The sequence below is a fragment of the Virgibacillus tibetensis genome, from assembly GCF_036026595.1.
Classification (GTDB): Bacteria; Bacillota; Bacilli; order Bacillales; family Amphibacillaceae; genus Virgibacillus_P; species Virgibacillus_P tibetensis.
Genome location: NZ_JARZFX010000011.1, coordinates 49,464 through 66,577 on the forward strand (window position 1 = coordinate 49,464; position 17,114 = coordinate 66,577).

At 37.6% G+C, this 17,114-nt stretch carries 9 protein-coding genes; all 9 read right to left on the reverse strand.

Going from position 1 to position 17,114, the window contains the following annotated elements; all coding sequences use genetic code 11:
• Positions 1–264: 264 nt before the first annotated feature.
• On the reverse strand, positions 265–4,713 hold the full coding sequence (gene essC, locus QGM71_RS16885) for a type VII secretion protein EssC (RefSeq protein ID WP_327608744.1): 4,449 nt from the start codon (positions 4,711–4,713) through the stop codon (positions 265–267).
• Positions 4,714–4,770: 57 nt separating this feature from the next.
• Positions 4,771–6,045, reverse strand: a complete 1,275-nt coding sequence (gene essB, locus QGM71_RS16890) for a type VII secretion protein EssB (protein WP_327608745.1) — start codon at positions 6,043–6,045, stop codon at positions 4,771–4,773.
• 42 nt (positions 6,046–6,087) lie between these two features.
• Positions 6,088–6,345: an EsaB/YukD family protein gene (locus QGM71_RS16895; protein ID WP_327608746.1), complete on the reverse strand. Its 258-nt coding sequence runs from the start codon at positions 6,343–6,345 to the stop codon at positions 6,088–6,090.
• Between the two features lie 11 nt (positions 6,346–6,356).
• On the reverse strand, positions 6,357–6,863 hold the full coding sequence (gene essA, locus QGM71_RS16900) for a type VII secretion protein EssA (RefSeq protein WP_327608747.1): 507 nt from the start codon (positions 6,861–6,863) through the stop codon (positions 6,357–6,359).
• Positions 6,841–10,362, reverse strand: coding sequence for a type VII secretion protein EsaA (esaA, locus tag QGM71_RS16905; RefSeq protein ID WP_327608748.1), 3,522 nt, complete (start codon positions 10,360–10,362; stop codon positions 6,841–6,843). Before esaA ends, essA begins: the two co-directional genes overlap by 23 nt.
• A 318-nt stretch (positions 10,363–10,680) precedes the next feature.
• On the reverse strand, positions 10,681–10,977 hold the full coding sequence (locus QGM71_RS16910; RefSeq protein WP_249872484.1) for a WXG100 family type VII secretion target: 297 nt from the start codon (positions 10,975–10,977) through the stop codon (positions 10,681–10,683).
• A 1,074-nt stretch (positions 10,978–12,051) separates the two neighbouring features.
• A complete protein-coding gene (locus QGM71_RS16915) occupies positions 12,052–14,202 on the reverse strand; it encodes a type IA DNA topoisomerase (protein WP_327608749.1) in 2,151 nt (716 codons plus the stop codon).
• A gap of 218 nt (positions 14,203–14,420) precedes the next feature.
• Positions 14,421–15,605 (reverse strand): cation:proton antiporter, encoded by a 1,185-nt coding sequence (locus tag QGM71_RS16920; protein WP_327608750.1) that lies wholly within the window; start codon positions 15,603–15,605, stop codon positions 14,421–14,423.
• 25 nt (positions 15,606–15,630) lie between these two features.
• On the reverse strand, positions 15,631–17,040 hold the full coding sequence (locus QGM71_RS16925) for a sodium/glutamate symporter (RefSeq protein ID WP_327608751.1): 1,410 nt from the start codon (positions 17,038–17,040) through the stop codon (positions 15,631–15,633).
• Positions 17,041–17,114: the final 74 nt, after the last annotated feature.

Consider the following 17,114-nt stretch of genomic DNA (forward strand, 5'->3'; position numbering starts at 1 on the left):
TGGCTTGAGATAACATCATTAAATGTATTACCTCGTTGATTTAATAATGTTAGGTTAATTGCTAATGAACGTTTATCAGGTCGATATATTCTTAAAAAATAAGTCGTGACTTTAATACTTCCTGCACTAACTATCCTTTGTCGAAGCTGTTTGCAATCTTGTAATTTTGTCAGCATTGTTTCCTGGAATTACTCATTCCCTGTAATACGGTAGACCTTTGCCGTCGCAATAAACTTAGATCAGTGCTCATTCTTAACATCCTCCTTATTCTGGTATTTTTAATTTCACATGTTGGTGGTCCATGGCGAAATAACATTCAAACGGATTCGGATATGTTTCTTGCCTTATATACGGCTGCTTGAATATGTCTTGATCACTAAGTCGCATGCTGATTAACCCTACAGTAGACTGACTTCGTACATATTTAGCTACTTGCTCAAAGCTCTGTCCGATATAACTGTAGTCTCCACACAAAACAAAATGGATACCTACTTTTGCCCCTTGTTCGAGCAAGACGGCTATTTCATCATCACCGAGATTACTTCGTTTACAGAAATCCTCTAAGTCTGTTATTTGGACAATCCAATTTATACTATTTTCATTATTTTTTAGACGACTGTTAATTTCCGTTAGTAAATCTTCTTTTACTACAACAATTCCATTTTGCTCAGAAATATAAGCGTTCATCATTTTTCCGATTTCGACTAACTTTTGTTCACTTGTATCAATAAGCATGGTTTGGTAAGAACTGGACAAATTCGAAATATTTTTTGCTAAGGATTGGTTCAGTTTATCGAGTCCATCTCTCCTATCACTCACTACAGTCAGATGACCATGCCTGCTAGGATTAAATGCAACAGGTTCCACCTCTTCAAATTCGAGACCTAGTGGAAATAGATTGCTTTCTATTAACTCTTTTGTCTTTCTTTGTTTTTTAAACTGATTGAAGTCCAGAACCCCTTCAGGAATCATCGGTATCCCCTCCGGCCGCTCACCTTCCCAATGTTCATCCATTTCCTTGGCAATTTCTTGAATGGAACTGATAACCTGCAGTGCTTCTTCACCTTTTGTCGGCAGCATTGTTTGAAACAGAACTGGATCCTCTAATTTAATTAGTCCGCGTCCAGCAATTTCTTCTAATTCAATCTCTGTTCTCCCTACAATCGTGCGTACCTCTGTTGTTTCAATTAAATAAAGTGATATTTGTGTTTTGATATTTGAAATGAGTGGCATGCGCATGGCACTTTGTCTACCTGCACTAATTACTAAATGAATGCCGATACTTGCTCCCTCACGTGCAATTTGCGTCATTAACTTCTCAAACTCATCGGAAAACTCCGCTTCCCGTACGGAATCGTAGTTATCCAGAATGATACATACATTCGGTACTGTTTCGCCGCTAGCTTTCTCATACATTTCCATATTTGCTACACCATAGTGGCTTAGTTTCTGCTTACGTTCTTTCATTTTCGTTGTTAATAAACGAAGTAGTTTACCAATTTTCTCATCCTCATCAATGAGAAGGGTGTCTGCAACATGCGGAATATTTTGCAATGGTAATAATCCATTCGTACCGAAGTCTAATAAATATAATTGCAATTGCTCAGGATTTTGCTGGCGTACTAAGTCCATTACAACCGTTTGTAAAAAGGTAGATTTCCCGTATCCCGGGCTTGAGAACACCGCAATATGACCATCTTTTGTTAGATTGAGTGTAAGAGGAGTCTGTGCCTGCAATTCTGGTTGATCCAATAGCCCAATCGTAGCCTGTAACGGCTTCTTCGGCTCCAGCCACGCTTCTTTAAAGCTGACAGGATGTAGTTCCTCTGGAAAGATTCGCTCTGGAAGCGGTGGAAGCCATGGACGTGCTAATGGATCAATTTGTTCTGCTTCTGTAAAGTCTGCAATATAATCAATTACCGCATCTAGCTCTGTTGACGCCTTCTCAATCTCTTCCTTATTTTCTAATCCACTTAAATCTTCTGTTAAAATATCATATTGACCAAGCTCATTGATCGCATAGATCGTTGTATCCACATACTCGTGATCATCTTTATCTGGAACATAGGCCGCTCCACTCCATGCGCTTTGAAATAATTCGTAGATCTCATTGTTTCCAACCTGTAAATAAGAACGTCCTGGCAAGGTAATTTCTGCTGCATCCGGTGTTTTCAATATTTCATTCGAGTCACTCTCATTTTGTACTTTTAATGCCAGCTTAAATTTGGAGTTTGACCAGATTTGGTCGTCTACCACACCGCTTGGCTTCTGTGTTGCCAAGATTAAATGAATTCCTAGGGAACGCCCAATTCTTGCAGTTGAAACAAGCTCCTTCATGAAGTCCGGTTGCTCCGACTTTAGTTCAGCGAATTCATCGGAGATTAAGAATAAATGTGGCATCGGTTCGCTTGCTTTTCCTTGTTTAAAGAGCTTTTGATACTGGTTAATATGATTTACATGATGTTCCCCGAAGAGCCGTTGCCTTTTTTGTAATTCGGCCTTGATCGATGCAAGCGCCCGCATCGATTGAGCACGCTCCAAGTTTGTTATTGTTCCTAGTAAATGTGGCAAATGTTTAAATAAATTCGCCATTCCTCCACCTTTATAATCAATTAGTAGAAATGCAACCTCATACGGGTGGAAATTTACTGCAAGCGAAAGAATATACGATTGAATAATTTCTGATTTTCCCGATCCAGTCGTACCAGCAACTAAACCATGGGGGCCGTGTGCTTTCTCATGTAAATTTAACTGCACAATATCTTCTTTACCACGCAAGCCAAGTGGTACGGCGAGACTTTTATATGTCTCATTAACATTCCAGCGTTTGGATATTGCTAACTCTTCTACCTTCTCTACACCATACATTTCTAAAAATGTGACACTTTCAGGAATCGAATTTTTTAAGTTCTGCAAATGATTAATCGGTGCTAATGCACGGGATATTTCTTCTTTATTAAAATCTTTGCGGAAATGATCAGGCGTAAAATGCTTGTTCACTAATTCCCCTTCCTCTAAAATAATCGTCCCGTTTTTAGTATCGCGAATATCGATTACCGTTTTCACATGTTCTGGTAGTGCCTGCATCACATCCTGAACAAAGACTAAAGAAACGCCCAATTCACTTGGATCTTCATTAAAAAACTCCATCACGGTATGATCCAGAATCATTTTTTCATCGGTAACAAGTACCATATAATGTGGTGAAAAATACGTTTTCTCATGTTGACTTGTTTTTTCATTTAATATATTCTGACGTTCCTTTAATAACTGATACAGGGAATGAAGAACCTGATCGCGTGACCGCTCATGATAGACGAAGCCACGAACATTCACATCCCGAACACTTGCATGTGGAAGCCAGCGCATCCAGTTCCACTGCTCTTTTTCCTCTTGTGGGAAAACCGTAATAAATTGCAAATCATGATAGCTATGAAACAAGGAAAGCTGCATCACCATTAATTGTAGCTGTTCAATAACTAGCTGCCGATGACCAATATAACCAACAGGTCCTTTATTAAACGAGGTAACGACTGGGACATTTGTAATTTCCTTATATTGCTGGAGCAATTCGATTGCCTCGTCAACCAGTTCATCCTTCTCTTGTGTAAATTCTTCTTCATTAAATTCAATTTCAAAGCTTGAATCAACCTTACCCAGTCCTGTACGGAAACTGAGGAAATCATGGTGGTAAATCGTTTTTTCATAAATTCTCGCTGTTAATCCTATGGCCATCTCCTTGATTTGCTCCACTGTAGGATAATGATACGTCAGAGCGTGCCGTTGTTCTTCACTCGCTTTAAAAAGCTCCTTCGTTTTACGCTGTAAATAAGCTTTATAGCTCTCTTCTCTTTCCTTCATATCTGTCTTATATTTTTTGACACTTTTCACATAGGACGTAATCGAGAATATGATCGTGACGATTGTTACAGAAAGCATGACCATAATATAAATTCCCCGTGGCTGTACAAGCGAAATAAGAACAAGTGCAACAATTAAAACGAGTGGTGGCACAATCGTTCGTGCCAGTTGCTCACTTGGTTTTGATGGCTTATTGGACGGTTTAGCAATTGTCCGCTTATCCTCAGGCTCCCGATAGATGATTCTTGGTGAACGGTGGTAGTCTGGATATTCTCCTTGATAGGGATGATTCTTACCAATTAACGCAACTAGCCGCGAACGAAATTGTTTGTTCGAGGCAGTAATTTGTATATCATTATGATTGACAACAATGATGACACCATCGATAAATAGTTGATCACCTGGTTCGACCGTTGCCTGCCCCTTCACAATGGCAAAATTATGGTAAACATCTCCTTGCTGTACATCCAATGTAAAAGGGAGTGTTGCTTCTCTTCGTAACAGGACGAAGTTAGCTGTTGTATCATGAATCACTACATCATCGTAGTCAGAAGCACTACATGTAATGGACTGTTTACCAGCAATATCATAAAAATACCCCTGATCGAAATGAAGTAAATAAAATTCCATTGGTTGACCTGAAAGCTGTATGGAAAGGTGATTATGTAAAAGCTCATCCCCAACTCTACAAGCTTTCCCATCCCACTTGACTGTCAAAGAACCATCGAGCCCGGGAAAGGTTAGATTGTCCGACCAAGCATTACCTACAGTTATTTCCTTTGGTGTATCCTCAACTAAATGGCATTTATGTAATTGATGATGATAGGTAACCATGAGTAATTTTTGTGCCATTTCTTTCTCCCTCTCTAACGCAAAAGCAAATGTTATTTATTCCGCTAATGACTGCTTTTAATCTTCGTCTTCCGTTTCCACTTGTTCTTCCGTTTCTTGTTCATCTGTTTCATGCTCTTCCATATCATCGATTATTTCACTCGTCGTTTCCTCCACTTGCTCCGCCCCATCACCATCTATGTTGTAATCCTCACTATATTGTCTTAATTGATCCTGTAATGCATTCACTTCTTCGTCTCGTTCTGTACCTGTTAGTGTCGGATCATTTTTAGCCTGTTCTATTTTCTTTATGAGTCCATACATAATAAGCTGTGGGTCATCCATGTACTTTGCCTTTTCAATAGTCTCATCAAATTGACCACGACCATTGTAAATCCAATAAACCAAATAATCTGGAGCGCTTTTCAAACTTACATGCTTTAAAATAACCTCTTTCTCTTTCCCTGATAGATTCTCAACTTGTATATAGGAATACGCTAAAATATATTTCGTTTGACTTGGCAAATCTTCAGGATTCGTTCCTTCTAATGTAGAAATTACACTACCATAATCAGATGCAAGAAACTCTCCATGGGCATCCAATAAATCACCTTGATAAGGATCTTTTACAAAGCTATAATAGGTAAGTGGTGCAGCCAGTAGTATGGATACAATGATCATGATGATTGCGAGTTGTTTAAAGAGGCGAAATCGTTTTCTAAGAACAAGTTCCATTGTGCTTTCGGTTTTCTTTTGTTCCTTTAGATAACTGTCGAACAGAAAGGTTTTCAGCTGGGCAAGATCATTTATTTCACTGATCTGACGTTCAAACTCAGTATCCGTCGCATTTTGCAAGGAACCATTATACAACTGCTCGAACGTATATTTTTTGGAAAAAAGGGCAATGCTCAAACATTTATACTGTTTTAAGAAAACTGCTTCATCCATTTCAAACGGGGGTACCATGTTGCGTAGACCTCGATAAATAATAACCGGCATCAAATTTTCATCATACATCATATTATCTGGATGCAGGAAGAATGTGAGTCTCGTAGATAGATAACTTTCGAGCTTTGCAATATTACATAAAAGCCTTAACTTATCATTCTTATTTAGCTTCCCGGCTTGTGACCAGCTTCTTCGGTTCGGATCGATTGGATAGGAGATAAGAAATGCATCGACTTCTTCAACGATTTGAATAGGAACAAATGATTCCGAGGGGTTCAACATCAAGTCCATTTGCCTGATATCTGTTACCTTTGTTTGTGACTTCGGCAATTGAAGTTGCCAATGATCCTTCTGTATATGAAATTGTAGGGAGATATTCTCCATCTGTATCGTTTTATGCTCCATATGAATTGACTCCTCCATAAATTAACAAACCAAAAATCATTTTTATAAGACAACTAGAATATCCCCGTCAGTAACTGGAAAATCTGTTAATTGGTCGTCATCAGCTAGTAAAAGATTTTTGGTAATTACTTTGATCGAACATCGTGTAACGGCACGATAATCCAGATTTAAAATTTCCATCACATACTGAAGTAGTTGTTTGACGGATAACTGTATCGGAATTCGCAAATCATACATTCCACCTTCATTTATCCATTTACTAAAATCCATTGTCACATTAATATGCGTATTCTGAGCCATCTTCTTACCTCCTAATCAAACAGTTTTTGCATCATAAAATAGAGGCCACCGCAAAGCAGGAGGGCTAGTGCTGTCAACGTTACTAAAACCTTTTCCCCAAAACCAGAGCCACTATCTTCCTGACTCACTTGGTTGGTAAATGATGAAGCAGAACTCGTATAATCACTTGCAAATAAAGCCTCTTTGATATCAAGTGCTGTCGTATTTGAATCGATTTCTTTTGTAAATAAAGAACGTTCCAATTCTTCAAGTGATTCTTCCTGCTCTTTTTTTACTTCTGTAAACCAGACTTGTGTCTCTTCTGTAAATAGTGTTGGAAAAACCTTTTCTAATTCCGTTTGATTCATTTGCGTACGTTCACTCTCACCCTTAATGATTCGATCAATCTTCAACTGTAAACTACCAGATTTGGGTTCCATATCATTCATATTTGTTTCTGCTGATGTCTGATTCACATCAAACATCAGCAGTATGAAAGTTACCAATAAGAATACATTAACTTTCAGCCTTGACTTCATTGTCTAGATCCCTTTCCCCTTTTGAATGATTTAGAACGAGTAAATTAGCTAAAGCTCCGATTACAATCACTCCAGTGATAACTAGAAATGCGAGTGGATAATTTGCCGTTTCTTGAGATATACGTAACAACAGTGATTCAACGTATTGTAAAGGTGAAGCCTTTCTTAATCCTTCTAATCCCGCTATACCTAAGCCAAGTGCATTTGTTAAAAATAAATACAGGCTTAAAGTAATCAGCAAGATAAACATACCAATCATTTTTAACTGTCTTAATAAGTAAGTTGCAACCAGTAGCATCGCGGTCACTAACAAAATAATTAATGCAGTGAGCAATACCATACTTCCGTCGCTAATTTTCAAGAAATAGCTAGAAGTGACACCAATTATTGTTCCTTCTAACACACCGATTCCTGCAGTAATTAACGTAATAGGCGTGTTCCAAGCGATTAATGACTTCTCGGTCGCAAATTGATCAGTATCCACCCGTTTTTGGGTAATGGTTGAAATAACATAGGATGTAAATAAGACAACAATAAAGCAGATCAGAACAAGGAAATATGGTGTAAATGTTTGATTCGCTGTAATTGTCCCTGCATTACTTGTTTGTACTGGATTAGAAAGAAAATCATATAGATTTTCATTTTCTCTATCTCCAATACGACTATTCGCAAGCACACCCGCAAATTTTTCTGCAAATTGTTGATCTTCCAGGAGCTTATTTGTCATGTCTACCGACAATACTTCAGCCTGGTTGACCAAAGCCACACCACTCTCTTCAATTGTTTCTGCCTGAAGGTCGATATGATCAAACGTTTCATACACGTGTTCAGCGGAATCGAAGTTCCTCTGTGCCTGCTCTGCAAGTGATTCACTTGTCATTAAGAGCGGCCTGAACGCATCGCTCAATGTCATAATCGCCATTTGTTCGCCATCATCATTCACTTGAATTTCCATTTGTTCATCGAGCATAGCATTACTTTCATCTCGCCATGCATCCACTTTTGCTAAGGTTTCTCCAAGTGCTTCATTCAGTGCAATTGCTTGCTCTCCTGTAGCAACAACTTGCTCTACAAACTGTTCAGCATTGTTAGCTGCTTGCCGGGCCTCTTGGCGATACAAGCGGATTTGCGCTTCTAGATTTGCTAAAGGCTGACGAATTTCTTCTGTTACACCATCAATGACTTGATTCACAATGTAATCGTTTAGTAGGTCTGCAATGTCTTTTTCATTAAATAAATGATAGAGCGATAATTTAGATTCAGCTCCCCATTCTGTCAATCGTTTTTCATTCAGATCGTTCCTTAAATCATGTGATCCCATTTCTAGCCCGAAATAACTTTCATACGAGGAGAGCAATTTTTGATAAGGGCTTATAGTATTTATAACCGTATTAATCAGGCTTTTTGTTGTTATATCCATTTCTGTTAGTGGTGACATTACTTCATGACGAATCGTATTATTGATCACTTTTACTTTTTCAATAACAGGTGTTTCTTCATCCTCTTTATTTTTTTGAACATCACCAGCAGCGTCTGAATCATTATCACCTTTATCTGGCTGATTACCTGATCCCGATGTATTATCCTCGTCACGTACATCGGTATTGTCATTATTAGTTTCATCTGACTGGTCAGGGCTTTCTTCCGAGTCAGATGGATTTTCTTCTTTTTCAGTAGAATCTTGTAGCTCATTCGATAATTGATTATTGGATTGCTCCAAGTCATCTTCTTGGGCTTCAACGCGCTGGCTTGCAATTAATGGTGCTTTTGCCATTTGTATGGCAACCTCATCTGGTTCATCGACATTGGTTATATCTTCTTGATGCAGTTCCCATCCCCATGATACAGTTTGGTATATATCAATTTCCTTATCTTTATCCAATAGCAGCGTTACATCAACGGTAAAATTACCTTTTTGATTCGCTCGAAGGTTAATTTTTCCATCTTCAAGATACTTTGTATAATCTTTTTCTTCCTTATTTGGAAGCGTTAGTGATAACCTTTCAACCGAATACCCTTCTGGAATTCTTAATTTAAATGTTTGACCAGATTTTTTTTTATTTTCCGGAAGCTCAACCGTGTCTGTAATGGTTATCCCATTTGTTCTAATGTGATCCTTAAGTTCTTTGATCTTATTTAGATCCGATAAAATTTCGTCACCATCACTACGATGCGCCACAAATTCAATTTCCGAATTATATTTATTTGTTACTGCTATAACATTTTTTATCTCGGTAACCGTTTCTTCAGGTAAACCATATCCACCAAAATCCGCTTCGTTTAACGATGGTAATTTAGAGATTTGTTTTCGAATGTTTTCTCTTACGTTTGCATCTGGATTCTCAAATAATGTATTGATATTCAACTGATTATCTTCGGCAAATGCATTAGCCAACAGCTCAGACAAGCGGTTCGATACCTTATTTTTAAAGCTGTTCGGATTCTCTGGATCTAACAGCTGATATAATTTCAACTCGGTATCTTCGACTTTTTTAAGCGATGATTGTAAATGATCCTGCAGAGCTAATGATCCATTCATAATAGTGGTACTACCGAATCCAACTGGTTGGTTATACATCAGTGTGTTTATTGCATCATTTCCTCTTTGCTGAAACTGCTGATTAATAATCGTATTAGCAGCTTGCAGTTGTTCAAGCTGACGATCTACATCTTGATGGCTTAAATCGTTATGGTATTCATTAAAAATTTCATAAAAGTATAATAAAGATTGACGATTCGTTTCTTTTAATTGTGTAACTTCGTCAAGATTAGATACATAGTCTTGCTCTAATTCAGCACCACTTACCAATTTTTCCTCATAGGCCCTCAGCATTTCTTCAAAACCGCTAAAACTATCTTTCGATAACGCTGTGTTATCTTTAATTTGACCGAATTGGCTCGTATACCCTTCAAGTGGATTATAGATCGCACTGTTATATGTATTTGTATGTAGTGCCTGTTTTTCTATTATTTCGCCAATATTGTCCTGTGCATCTTGTAGATTACCGATAATACTAGCAAAATAAACATCGATGATGCGGCGGTTAAAATCATTCAGTATTTGACTAGCTGTTTTTTCAGCTTCAACACTAACTCTTTCATTTTCCGATGCATTAATTTTATAACTTAGTACGACTGGCTCTGGCGCTTCCGTTTCGAAAGATAATGCCTTTATAGAAAAATCGTTCGGGATGATAATCATCATGTCATATGTATTTCTTTCCAAGCCACTTTCCGCAACACCCCGACTAACAACATACCAGTCATGTTCATTGTTACTATCTACACTCTTTACAAAGGCGTCACCAAACACTAATTCGCCACCATTAAACGTGTCACCCTCATCTTCATTTACGAGAGCAATGGCCATTTTGTGTGTTTCATTGGGCGTTTCTTTTTCAGTTTCTGCTTCTTGATTCAAAACAAGAAAAGATAAACCTGAGGCGAGTAAAATGATTAAAATAAGAAAAAGTAACCATCGCTTATCCATATATTTCATTTGCTACTTCAGCTCCTGCGAATTAAATGTACAAAAAAACTCTTAAGCATGATTCAATTGTTAACTAAAATTCAATTCTAGTAATAAGAATAATAGTAAAATGCCGATTAGAAAACTTGGCAACTGCCTAAGCCTTTGGGTGTATGCCTTAGTTGCTAAAAATAAGACACTACTTCTTCATTATGTTGAGTATGTAGAGTTAATTAACTGACATTCTATTGGTAGATTACGAATACATGGGCCACACAACTTTAATTGCGTAGCCCACCATGTGATAGAAGGTATTCTAACTTTAGTTCTCTACGCTAAGCTCACTACTTATCTTAAACCAAAGTTTTGTGAAAGAGCCTGATCCTGCTGAGCAACCGCTTCAGCTGTTTTCGTTAATTGCATTTCAATCTCTTGCATTAGCTGAGAAAAATCTTGTACTTTAGGCTTCAGTTCACGGAATTGATCATCAAAGCGTTCAAACGCTCGACCTTCCCATTCCCCTCTAAGTTCTTCCTGTAAGTTAGACAAGTCCCTTAAAATCTGATCAATTTGTTGTGAACTCTGCCCATACCTTTTTGCTTTTGCCTGTAACTGCTCTGGCGTCATACGAATTTGTCCTGACAAATTTCCCATCTCCTTTAAATCAATAGTGATGAAGGTATAAAGTAAGCTTTTGCTAACACTTCTTCTTACTTAAGACTAATTAACTAGTATTTGAATGTCAACTAAATATATACAATATTTTGAAAAATAAACATTAAGAACCAATTTTAACCAAATAATCGTTTTTTAAATTAAAAAATAGGTAATTTGAACTTACGTTAATACAGGGCTTTTTGCTTATGAAGTGAGATTTACGATATTCAAATAGATTTGTAGTTTTTTACAAAGTGAGTTTTTCTTTTTGGAAGGGATGAAAGCCAAAAACACAGCTTATGTTAGAACGGCTTTCTTTAGGAGAAAGGCGTTTTTCAATGAAAACGCTTTTTGTACTGTAATGAAAATGGTTCGGGGTAAATATTGATAAAGGAATACGTCTCGCTTTTGCCGCATCAAGAACCCCTTGATTAGATAATGGCCTGCTCCATTCATCCGGTGTAAACGTAGAATGTGCATGCCGGACAATATACAAGTTCGTCTGCATGCTTCATCTGTTCATTTTTTCGATGTACCCACTATGTTAATATGATAAAGCACTGTGGTGTAGGATAGGAGCTTGTCCCTTGAAGAAACAGAAGCATCTTAAAACTGATCATGTGAGACTAAAAATACTTAAAATCTAACGTTCTCAAAAAATGAAGAGCTGCGTCTTCTTAAGTATTTTCTTTTTGGCGATATTCTAGAAGTTAATTTTCATGGTAGGTTTGTTAGAGAAATAGATTCACATGTAAAAATATAGTTATACAATGTGATTCCTATATACTTATCCAATTGAGTAGTCAATACTTACATAGAATAAATTGAATCCTATAAGAAGGGAGGGAAATAATTTGGAAAAAAACGATGATTTAGTTCAACAACAACCAAAACCGGAGTGTCCTACTTGCCCTGAAGGATCTATTTGTGAAGATCCCTCCGTTAAATGGACCTATTGTTGAGGAGAAAGGGCTTGCCATTAAAAAAACTTATTTTAACCCCGCCCTTAAATCAGAACGAGGTTTTAAAATTAAATAACTTTATTGTCACTCTACATCAACATCACTTAGTAAATTCCATTTTCCAGCTAAAAAAATTGTTATCTTGATTCTTTTCATATCTCATATTTGCATTAAATTTGTTACCTTTTTTGCTTGTTAATCCTTTTACTGTTACAACTCCGTTTTTCAAAAGAGATTTCACCATCGTTTTAGACGGTTTTTTCTTCATCGTTGCTAGAAATTTATCATTCTTCCAAATGACAAATTTACACCCACTTTTCCAATTACTACAGCCAAACCCTTTCTGTCCTTCAATAACTCCACTTCTGCAAATAGGGCACTTTCCTAATACTTCTTTTGTGCTTGAGGTGGAAACAAGTTCATTAATAATGATGTCCTTCCCACCTTTGATCGTTTCAACTGATTCATTTGTAAAGGAGAAAATCATGCTTAGAAATTCGTTTTTACTAGACTTTCCTTTTTGAATATCGGATAAGCTTTTTTCTAACCGCCCAGTAAACTCTAAATCAAATAAATCCTGAACAGGAAACGTTTCTACTAATTTCTTTCCTAATTCAGTACAAACAAGATTTTTCCCACGGGCAGTGATATACCCTATGTCCTTCAGCTTCTTCATTGTTTCAGCTCTAGTAGCCGGAGTACCTATGCTGAAACCACTCAGAATAGTCCCTGCCATTTCTTCACTTTCGTCCTCCTTGTAGCCTTTTCCGCATGTTTCCATAACTCGAAGCAATGTTCTCTCCGTATGAGACTTCGGGGGTTTGGTAACATGAGAGGAAACCTTGGAATCTAGTAAGTCTACCTCCTCCTGCACATGGACTAATGGTAAAATGGTATCTTTAGATTGAATATTTTCTACTTTCTTCCACCCTTCGACTAACTGTACTTTTCCTTTAGAAGCGAACACTCCCTCTGCTACATCTACTTTTGTCGTTAACTTCGTTTCTTCGTATTCTGCTAAGGGCATAAACTGCATAATAAAACGATTTTTTATTGCTGTGTACACCAGCTGGTCATCACTGGAAAGCCGCTTCGGTTTTACGTAAGTAGGAATAATCGCACTGTGGCTTTCTACTTTGGCGTTGTTAAATACCCTTTTCGTTTTCTGAAATTTAACCTCATCTTTATATGGTAAATCAGAACTATGTGTCTCCAGAACCTTTGCTGTTTTACCAACTAAACTCTCTTCTAATGCCATACTGGAAGTTCTAGGATAGGTAATAAACTTTTTCTCGTATAGTGATTGGGCAACTTTTAATACCTTATCTGATGTCCATCCTTTATACTTGTTTGTTATGTAACCTTGAAGATTAGATAAGTTAAATAGTAAAGGAGCGAATTCTTTCTTTTTCTCCACTTGTTTATCTATAACCACGGCTTGTTTAGCCTGAATAGTTTGATTAACTTTATCTAACATTTCCTTACTTTTAAACTTCTCTTTATTCCCTTCTACATAGGTTCCCTCATACTTATGCTTGTCTTTTGTTTGGAACGTGGCAGTCAGTTTAAAGTAATCCTCCGGAACAAAGGTTTCAATTTCCATATCCCGATCATAAATAATCTTGAGAGTCGGCAGTAATACACGGCCTATATTTAAAGCCTTCCCTTTTCCTTTTTGATATTTAAGAGTTGCAACAGATGTTAAATTAATACCAATAACCCAGTCCGCCCATTGTCTGCTTATACCAGCATCCCGTAATGGCTTCATCGTATCATTTGGCTTAATGCTTTCCAGCCCTTTTAGAACTTCCGTCTGTGTCCACTCATTAAGTAATAAGCGGTAAACTTTCTTGTTGGGCTTCGTGCCACGGTAAATTATGCTATCCCCGATCAACTGACCTTCCCGATCGTAGTCACAAGCGGAAATAATCATATCCACATCATTTCTTTTCATTAAGTTGTGAATAATTCTCAGTTGTTTCTCTGCTCCCCGGTCTGACCTTTGTCTGTTCCGCGGATCGCTTTTAACTTTGTATTTAAAATCAGCTGGGATAAATGGAAAGTTGTCTATTTTCCATCTGGCCATTTTACTTTCATAGTCTTTAGCGTCATAAAGCTGTACAAGATGACCGAAGGCCCACGTTATTACATAATCGTTGCCTTCAAAATAACCATCTTGTTTGGTCTTAATCTGTAATGCATCTGCAATATTTTTTGCTACAGATGGTTTTTCTGCTAAAATGAGTCGCATCTTATCACCTATTTTAATTAAATTTGGAGTTTTATAGAATTCATTTAAAGGAGGGAACTCTGAAGGGGGAAAGGGATAAAGGAATACAGTTAGTATACTATAAATCTTTAAAACATGCCCCTGAAAATAACTTCTGATTTAGTAATATATCATAGCCTGACTAATTTCCTGTTTTAATTTAAATCAATCACCAGAAGTAAACAGGAGCACATTTTTGTTTATTTTTTCAATTGCTTTGTAAGTGGGTGAATTCCAGCGCTTTGGATTACCAACGATAATAGCACGGATGCAAATGTCAGTGAGATTAATATGTCATCCTGATCAACTGATGCTTCCAAGCCCATTAGAAGCGCTACAGACATGGTACCTTTTATCCCCGACCATGTAATTAAAGCTGTATCGCTCATTTTGAATTCACGTCTCCATGACGGTATGCTTTGCGTAATTCCTGTAAGCACCGCAAATCTTATAATAAGCGATAATAAGAATATAATAACCGCTAGTATCCATTGAGAAAAGAGTAGGTAGTCAGCTGCCTGAATACCTATTAATAAAAAGATTAAAGATAAAACGGATGGTTCAACAACATTCCAAAACCCATCCAGCGAATCACGAAAATGATCTTCCTTAATATTTTTTCCGAATTCAAAGGAAAGCATCAGTCCGGACGACACAGTAGCAAGAACTCCAGATACACCCGCTGCTTCCCCTAAGTAGTAACTTCCATACGCAACGATCATACTCAACATTACTTGGTATTCCCGGTGATGGGTATAGTGAACAGCTTTGCTCATCAGCCAGCCGAATGTAACTCCTATGAGGATACCACCTAATGAAACAATCAAAAATTCTCCAATGAATGAACCAAGAGAAAATGTAGTATTTTGCACAAACATGACCAACAGGAGGGAATATAAAACAATGCTCGTACCATCATTCAGCATGGATTCTCCTTCTGCTATATCGGCAATCTTCTCATCGCCGGATGAACCCTTTAGTATAGAAACAACAGACACAGGGTCAGTCGGTGATAATATAGCAGCGATCAACAAGGATCCTACCAAGGATAGGGACACAAACAGATTGCCCACAGCGTAAATGGCTAAGCCAAGCAACAAAACAGTTACTACTAAGCCGATGGTACCTAAAGTTCCTATAATCCACTTATTTTTACGTAAGTTATCCAATGGAAAGCTATATGCCGAAACAAACAATAACGCAGGAAGAAAAATAGTAAAAATCATTTCCTTAGTTATTGAAATAGAATCAAAATAGGGAATGACTGCCAGAGCTAAACCGATACACACCAGTACTACTGGGACTGGAAAATAGTTCTGCTTTTTATCAATAGAAAATACAATGTAGCCAATAGTTAACAACAGTAACACTTGATGTGCACTCAATTAAGCTTCTCTCCCTTTCACATGTTTACTTCCTCCCAAAGTGCAGCAGTCCAACCAAAGCTCCTCCAACACACATGATAATTGCGAAGATAAGAAACGGTATGGCGCCAAGCTGGTAAATCAGCGGGATGGATAATGCGGTAACAAGACCTCCTCCAAGAAAAGGCTCATAAAGCAATTGCTTATAGCCAAACCCTTCAAATGCTGGCGATTCCCCTTTCGGATCAGCAACGCGCATTAATAAAAGCCCTGTCGCTGTAATCCCCATAGACTGACCAAAATCACCAATCCCACGCTCAAACCAGTAGGTCGGAATAATTCTCGGTGCTAGGATCAAGAATCCAAAGACGTTCCAGGCAATTCCGGCACCTGCCATAAGTAAGAATGGCACAATATATTCACCAATTACATCCAGCGAAACCGTTGCAATTGCTGTTAAAATTAAAACATCCAGCGAAAACCCCTGAATCCGATTAATCATTCTGCGATCAAGCACTTCCGCATTATCAATCTTATTGAAAATAACTTGAATAATGATACCGCCAATCATTGCTAATGGAAACAAGGGAATATAAGTCATAAATTCGGAATCAGTAATTGCACCCCATGTAACACTTTCAATCCATATGAGCATTTCAAGGAGCAGCCAACCGACAAACACTGCCATACCTACCACTGCAAAATGCAGGGATAATGGTTCAATTGATTCTGGTCTGACAGTCATATTCGCAGCAGGTTCCCTGTTCTGAAACTCCATTATCCCTTGCTTTCTCAATGTAGAAAAACCTTTAACATCTTTTATGATATTTGTATTTCCTTTACGAACAGCCCAATTGATTAAAATTATTCCAATGATCACACCTGAGAGCACACCTATTGTAGCTAGTCCAATCGCAAGGTCATACCCTTCTGCAAAACCCAGCTCTTCAAATGTTCCAGATAGCCCAGCTGCAGTTCCATGCCCACCTTCAAAGGCCACTTCTATCAGCGCACCAGCCATTGGAGGCAGACCGAAGAACGGTGATAATACAAGGACAGCAAGTAAGATACCAATAACATATTGTCCCCAGCCTATTGTCCAACCAAAGGCTAATTGTGGGCCACCATACTTCCATATCTTAGATAATGTAGGAATGGTTGCTCCGAGAAATAATGTGGCAAATACAATATTAATTGTTAAACCAGGTAATGCTTCCCAAACCTCCATTACTTCCTCAGTCATTATTCCATTCACCCAAAAAGAATCCTCGTTAACAAAATTTTTCAATATATTCCCGAGTAATTGTGGTCCTAAGAAAAGCGCCAGAAATCCACCAATTATAGATGAGGGTAGAAATAAATTCTGCAGCCATTTAATACGAACACGAATCCATTTACCTAAAAGTAAAAAAAAAGCCAAATATAATAAGGTAAACCCTATTTGATCAGGTGTCATCGCTTATACTCCTTTTTTAAAAAAAGTTTTAATTTCTAATTGGCTACCCCATATATGTTTTTTTCAAACTACTA

Bases quoted from the DNA above. Each gene is read 5' to 3' on its own strand.
- essC (WP_327608744.1), bottom strand. From the start codon at position 4,713: ATGGCACAAAAATTACTCATGGTTACCTATCATCATCAATTACATAAA.
- essB (WP_327608745.1), bottom strand. From the start codon at position 6,045: ATGGAGCATAAAACGATACAGATGGAGAATATCTCCCTACAATTTCAT.
- QGM71_RS16895 (WP_327608746.1), bottom strand. From the start codon at position 6,345: ATGGCTCAGAATACGCATATTAATGTGACAATGGATTTTAGTAAATGG.
- essA (WP_327608747.1), bottom strand. From the start codon at position 6,863: ATGAAGTCAAGGCTGAAAGTTAATGTATTCTTATTGGTAACTTTCATA.
- esaA (WP_327608748.1), bottom strand. From the start codon at position 10,362: ATGAAATATATGGATAAGCGATGGTTACTTTTTCTTATTTTAATCATT.
- QGM71_RS16915 (WP_327608749.1), bottom strand. From the start codon at position 14,202: ATGCGACTCATTTTAGCAGAAAAACCATCTGTAGCAAAAAATATTGCA.
- QGM71_RS16925 (WP_327608751.1), bottom strand. From the start codon at position 17,040: ATGACACCTGATCAAATAGGGTTTACCTTATTATATTTGGCTTTTTTT.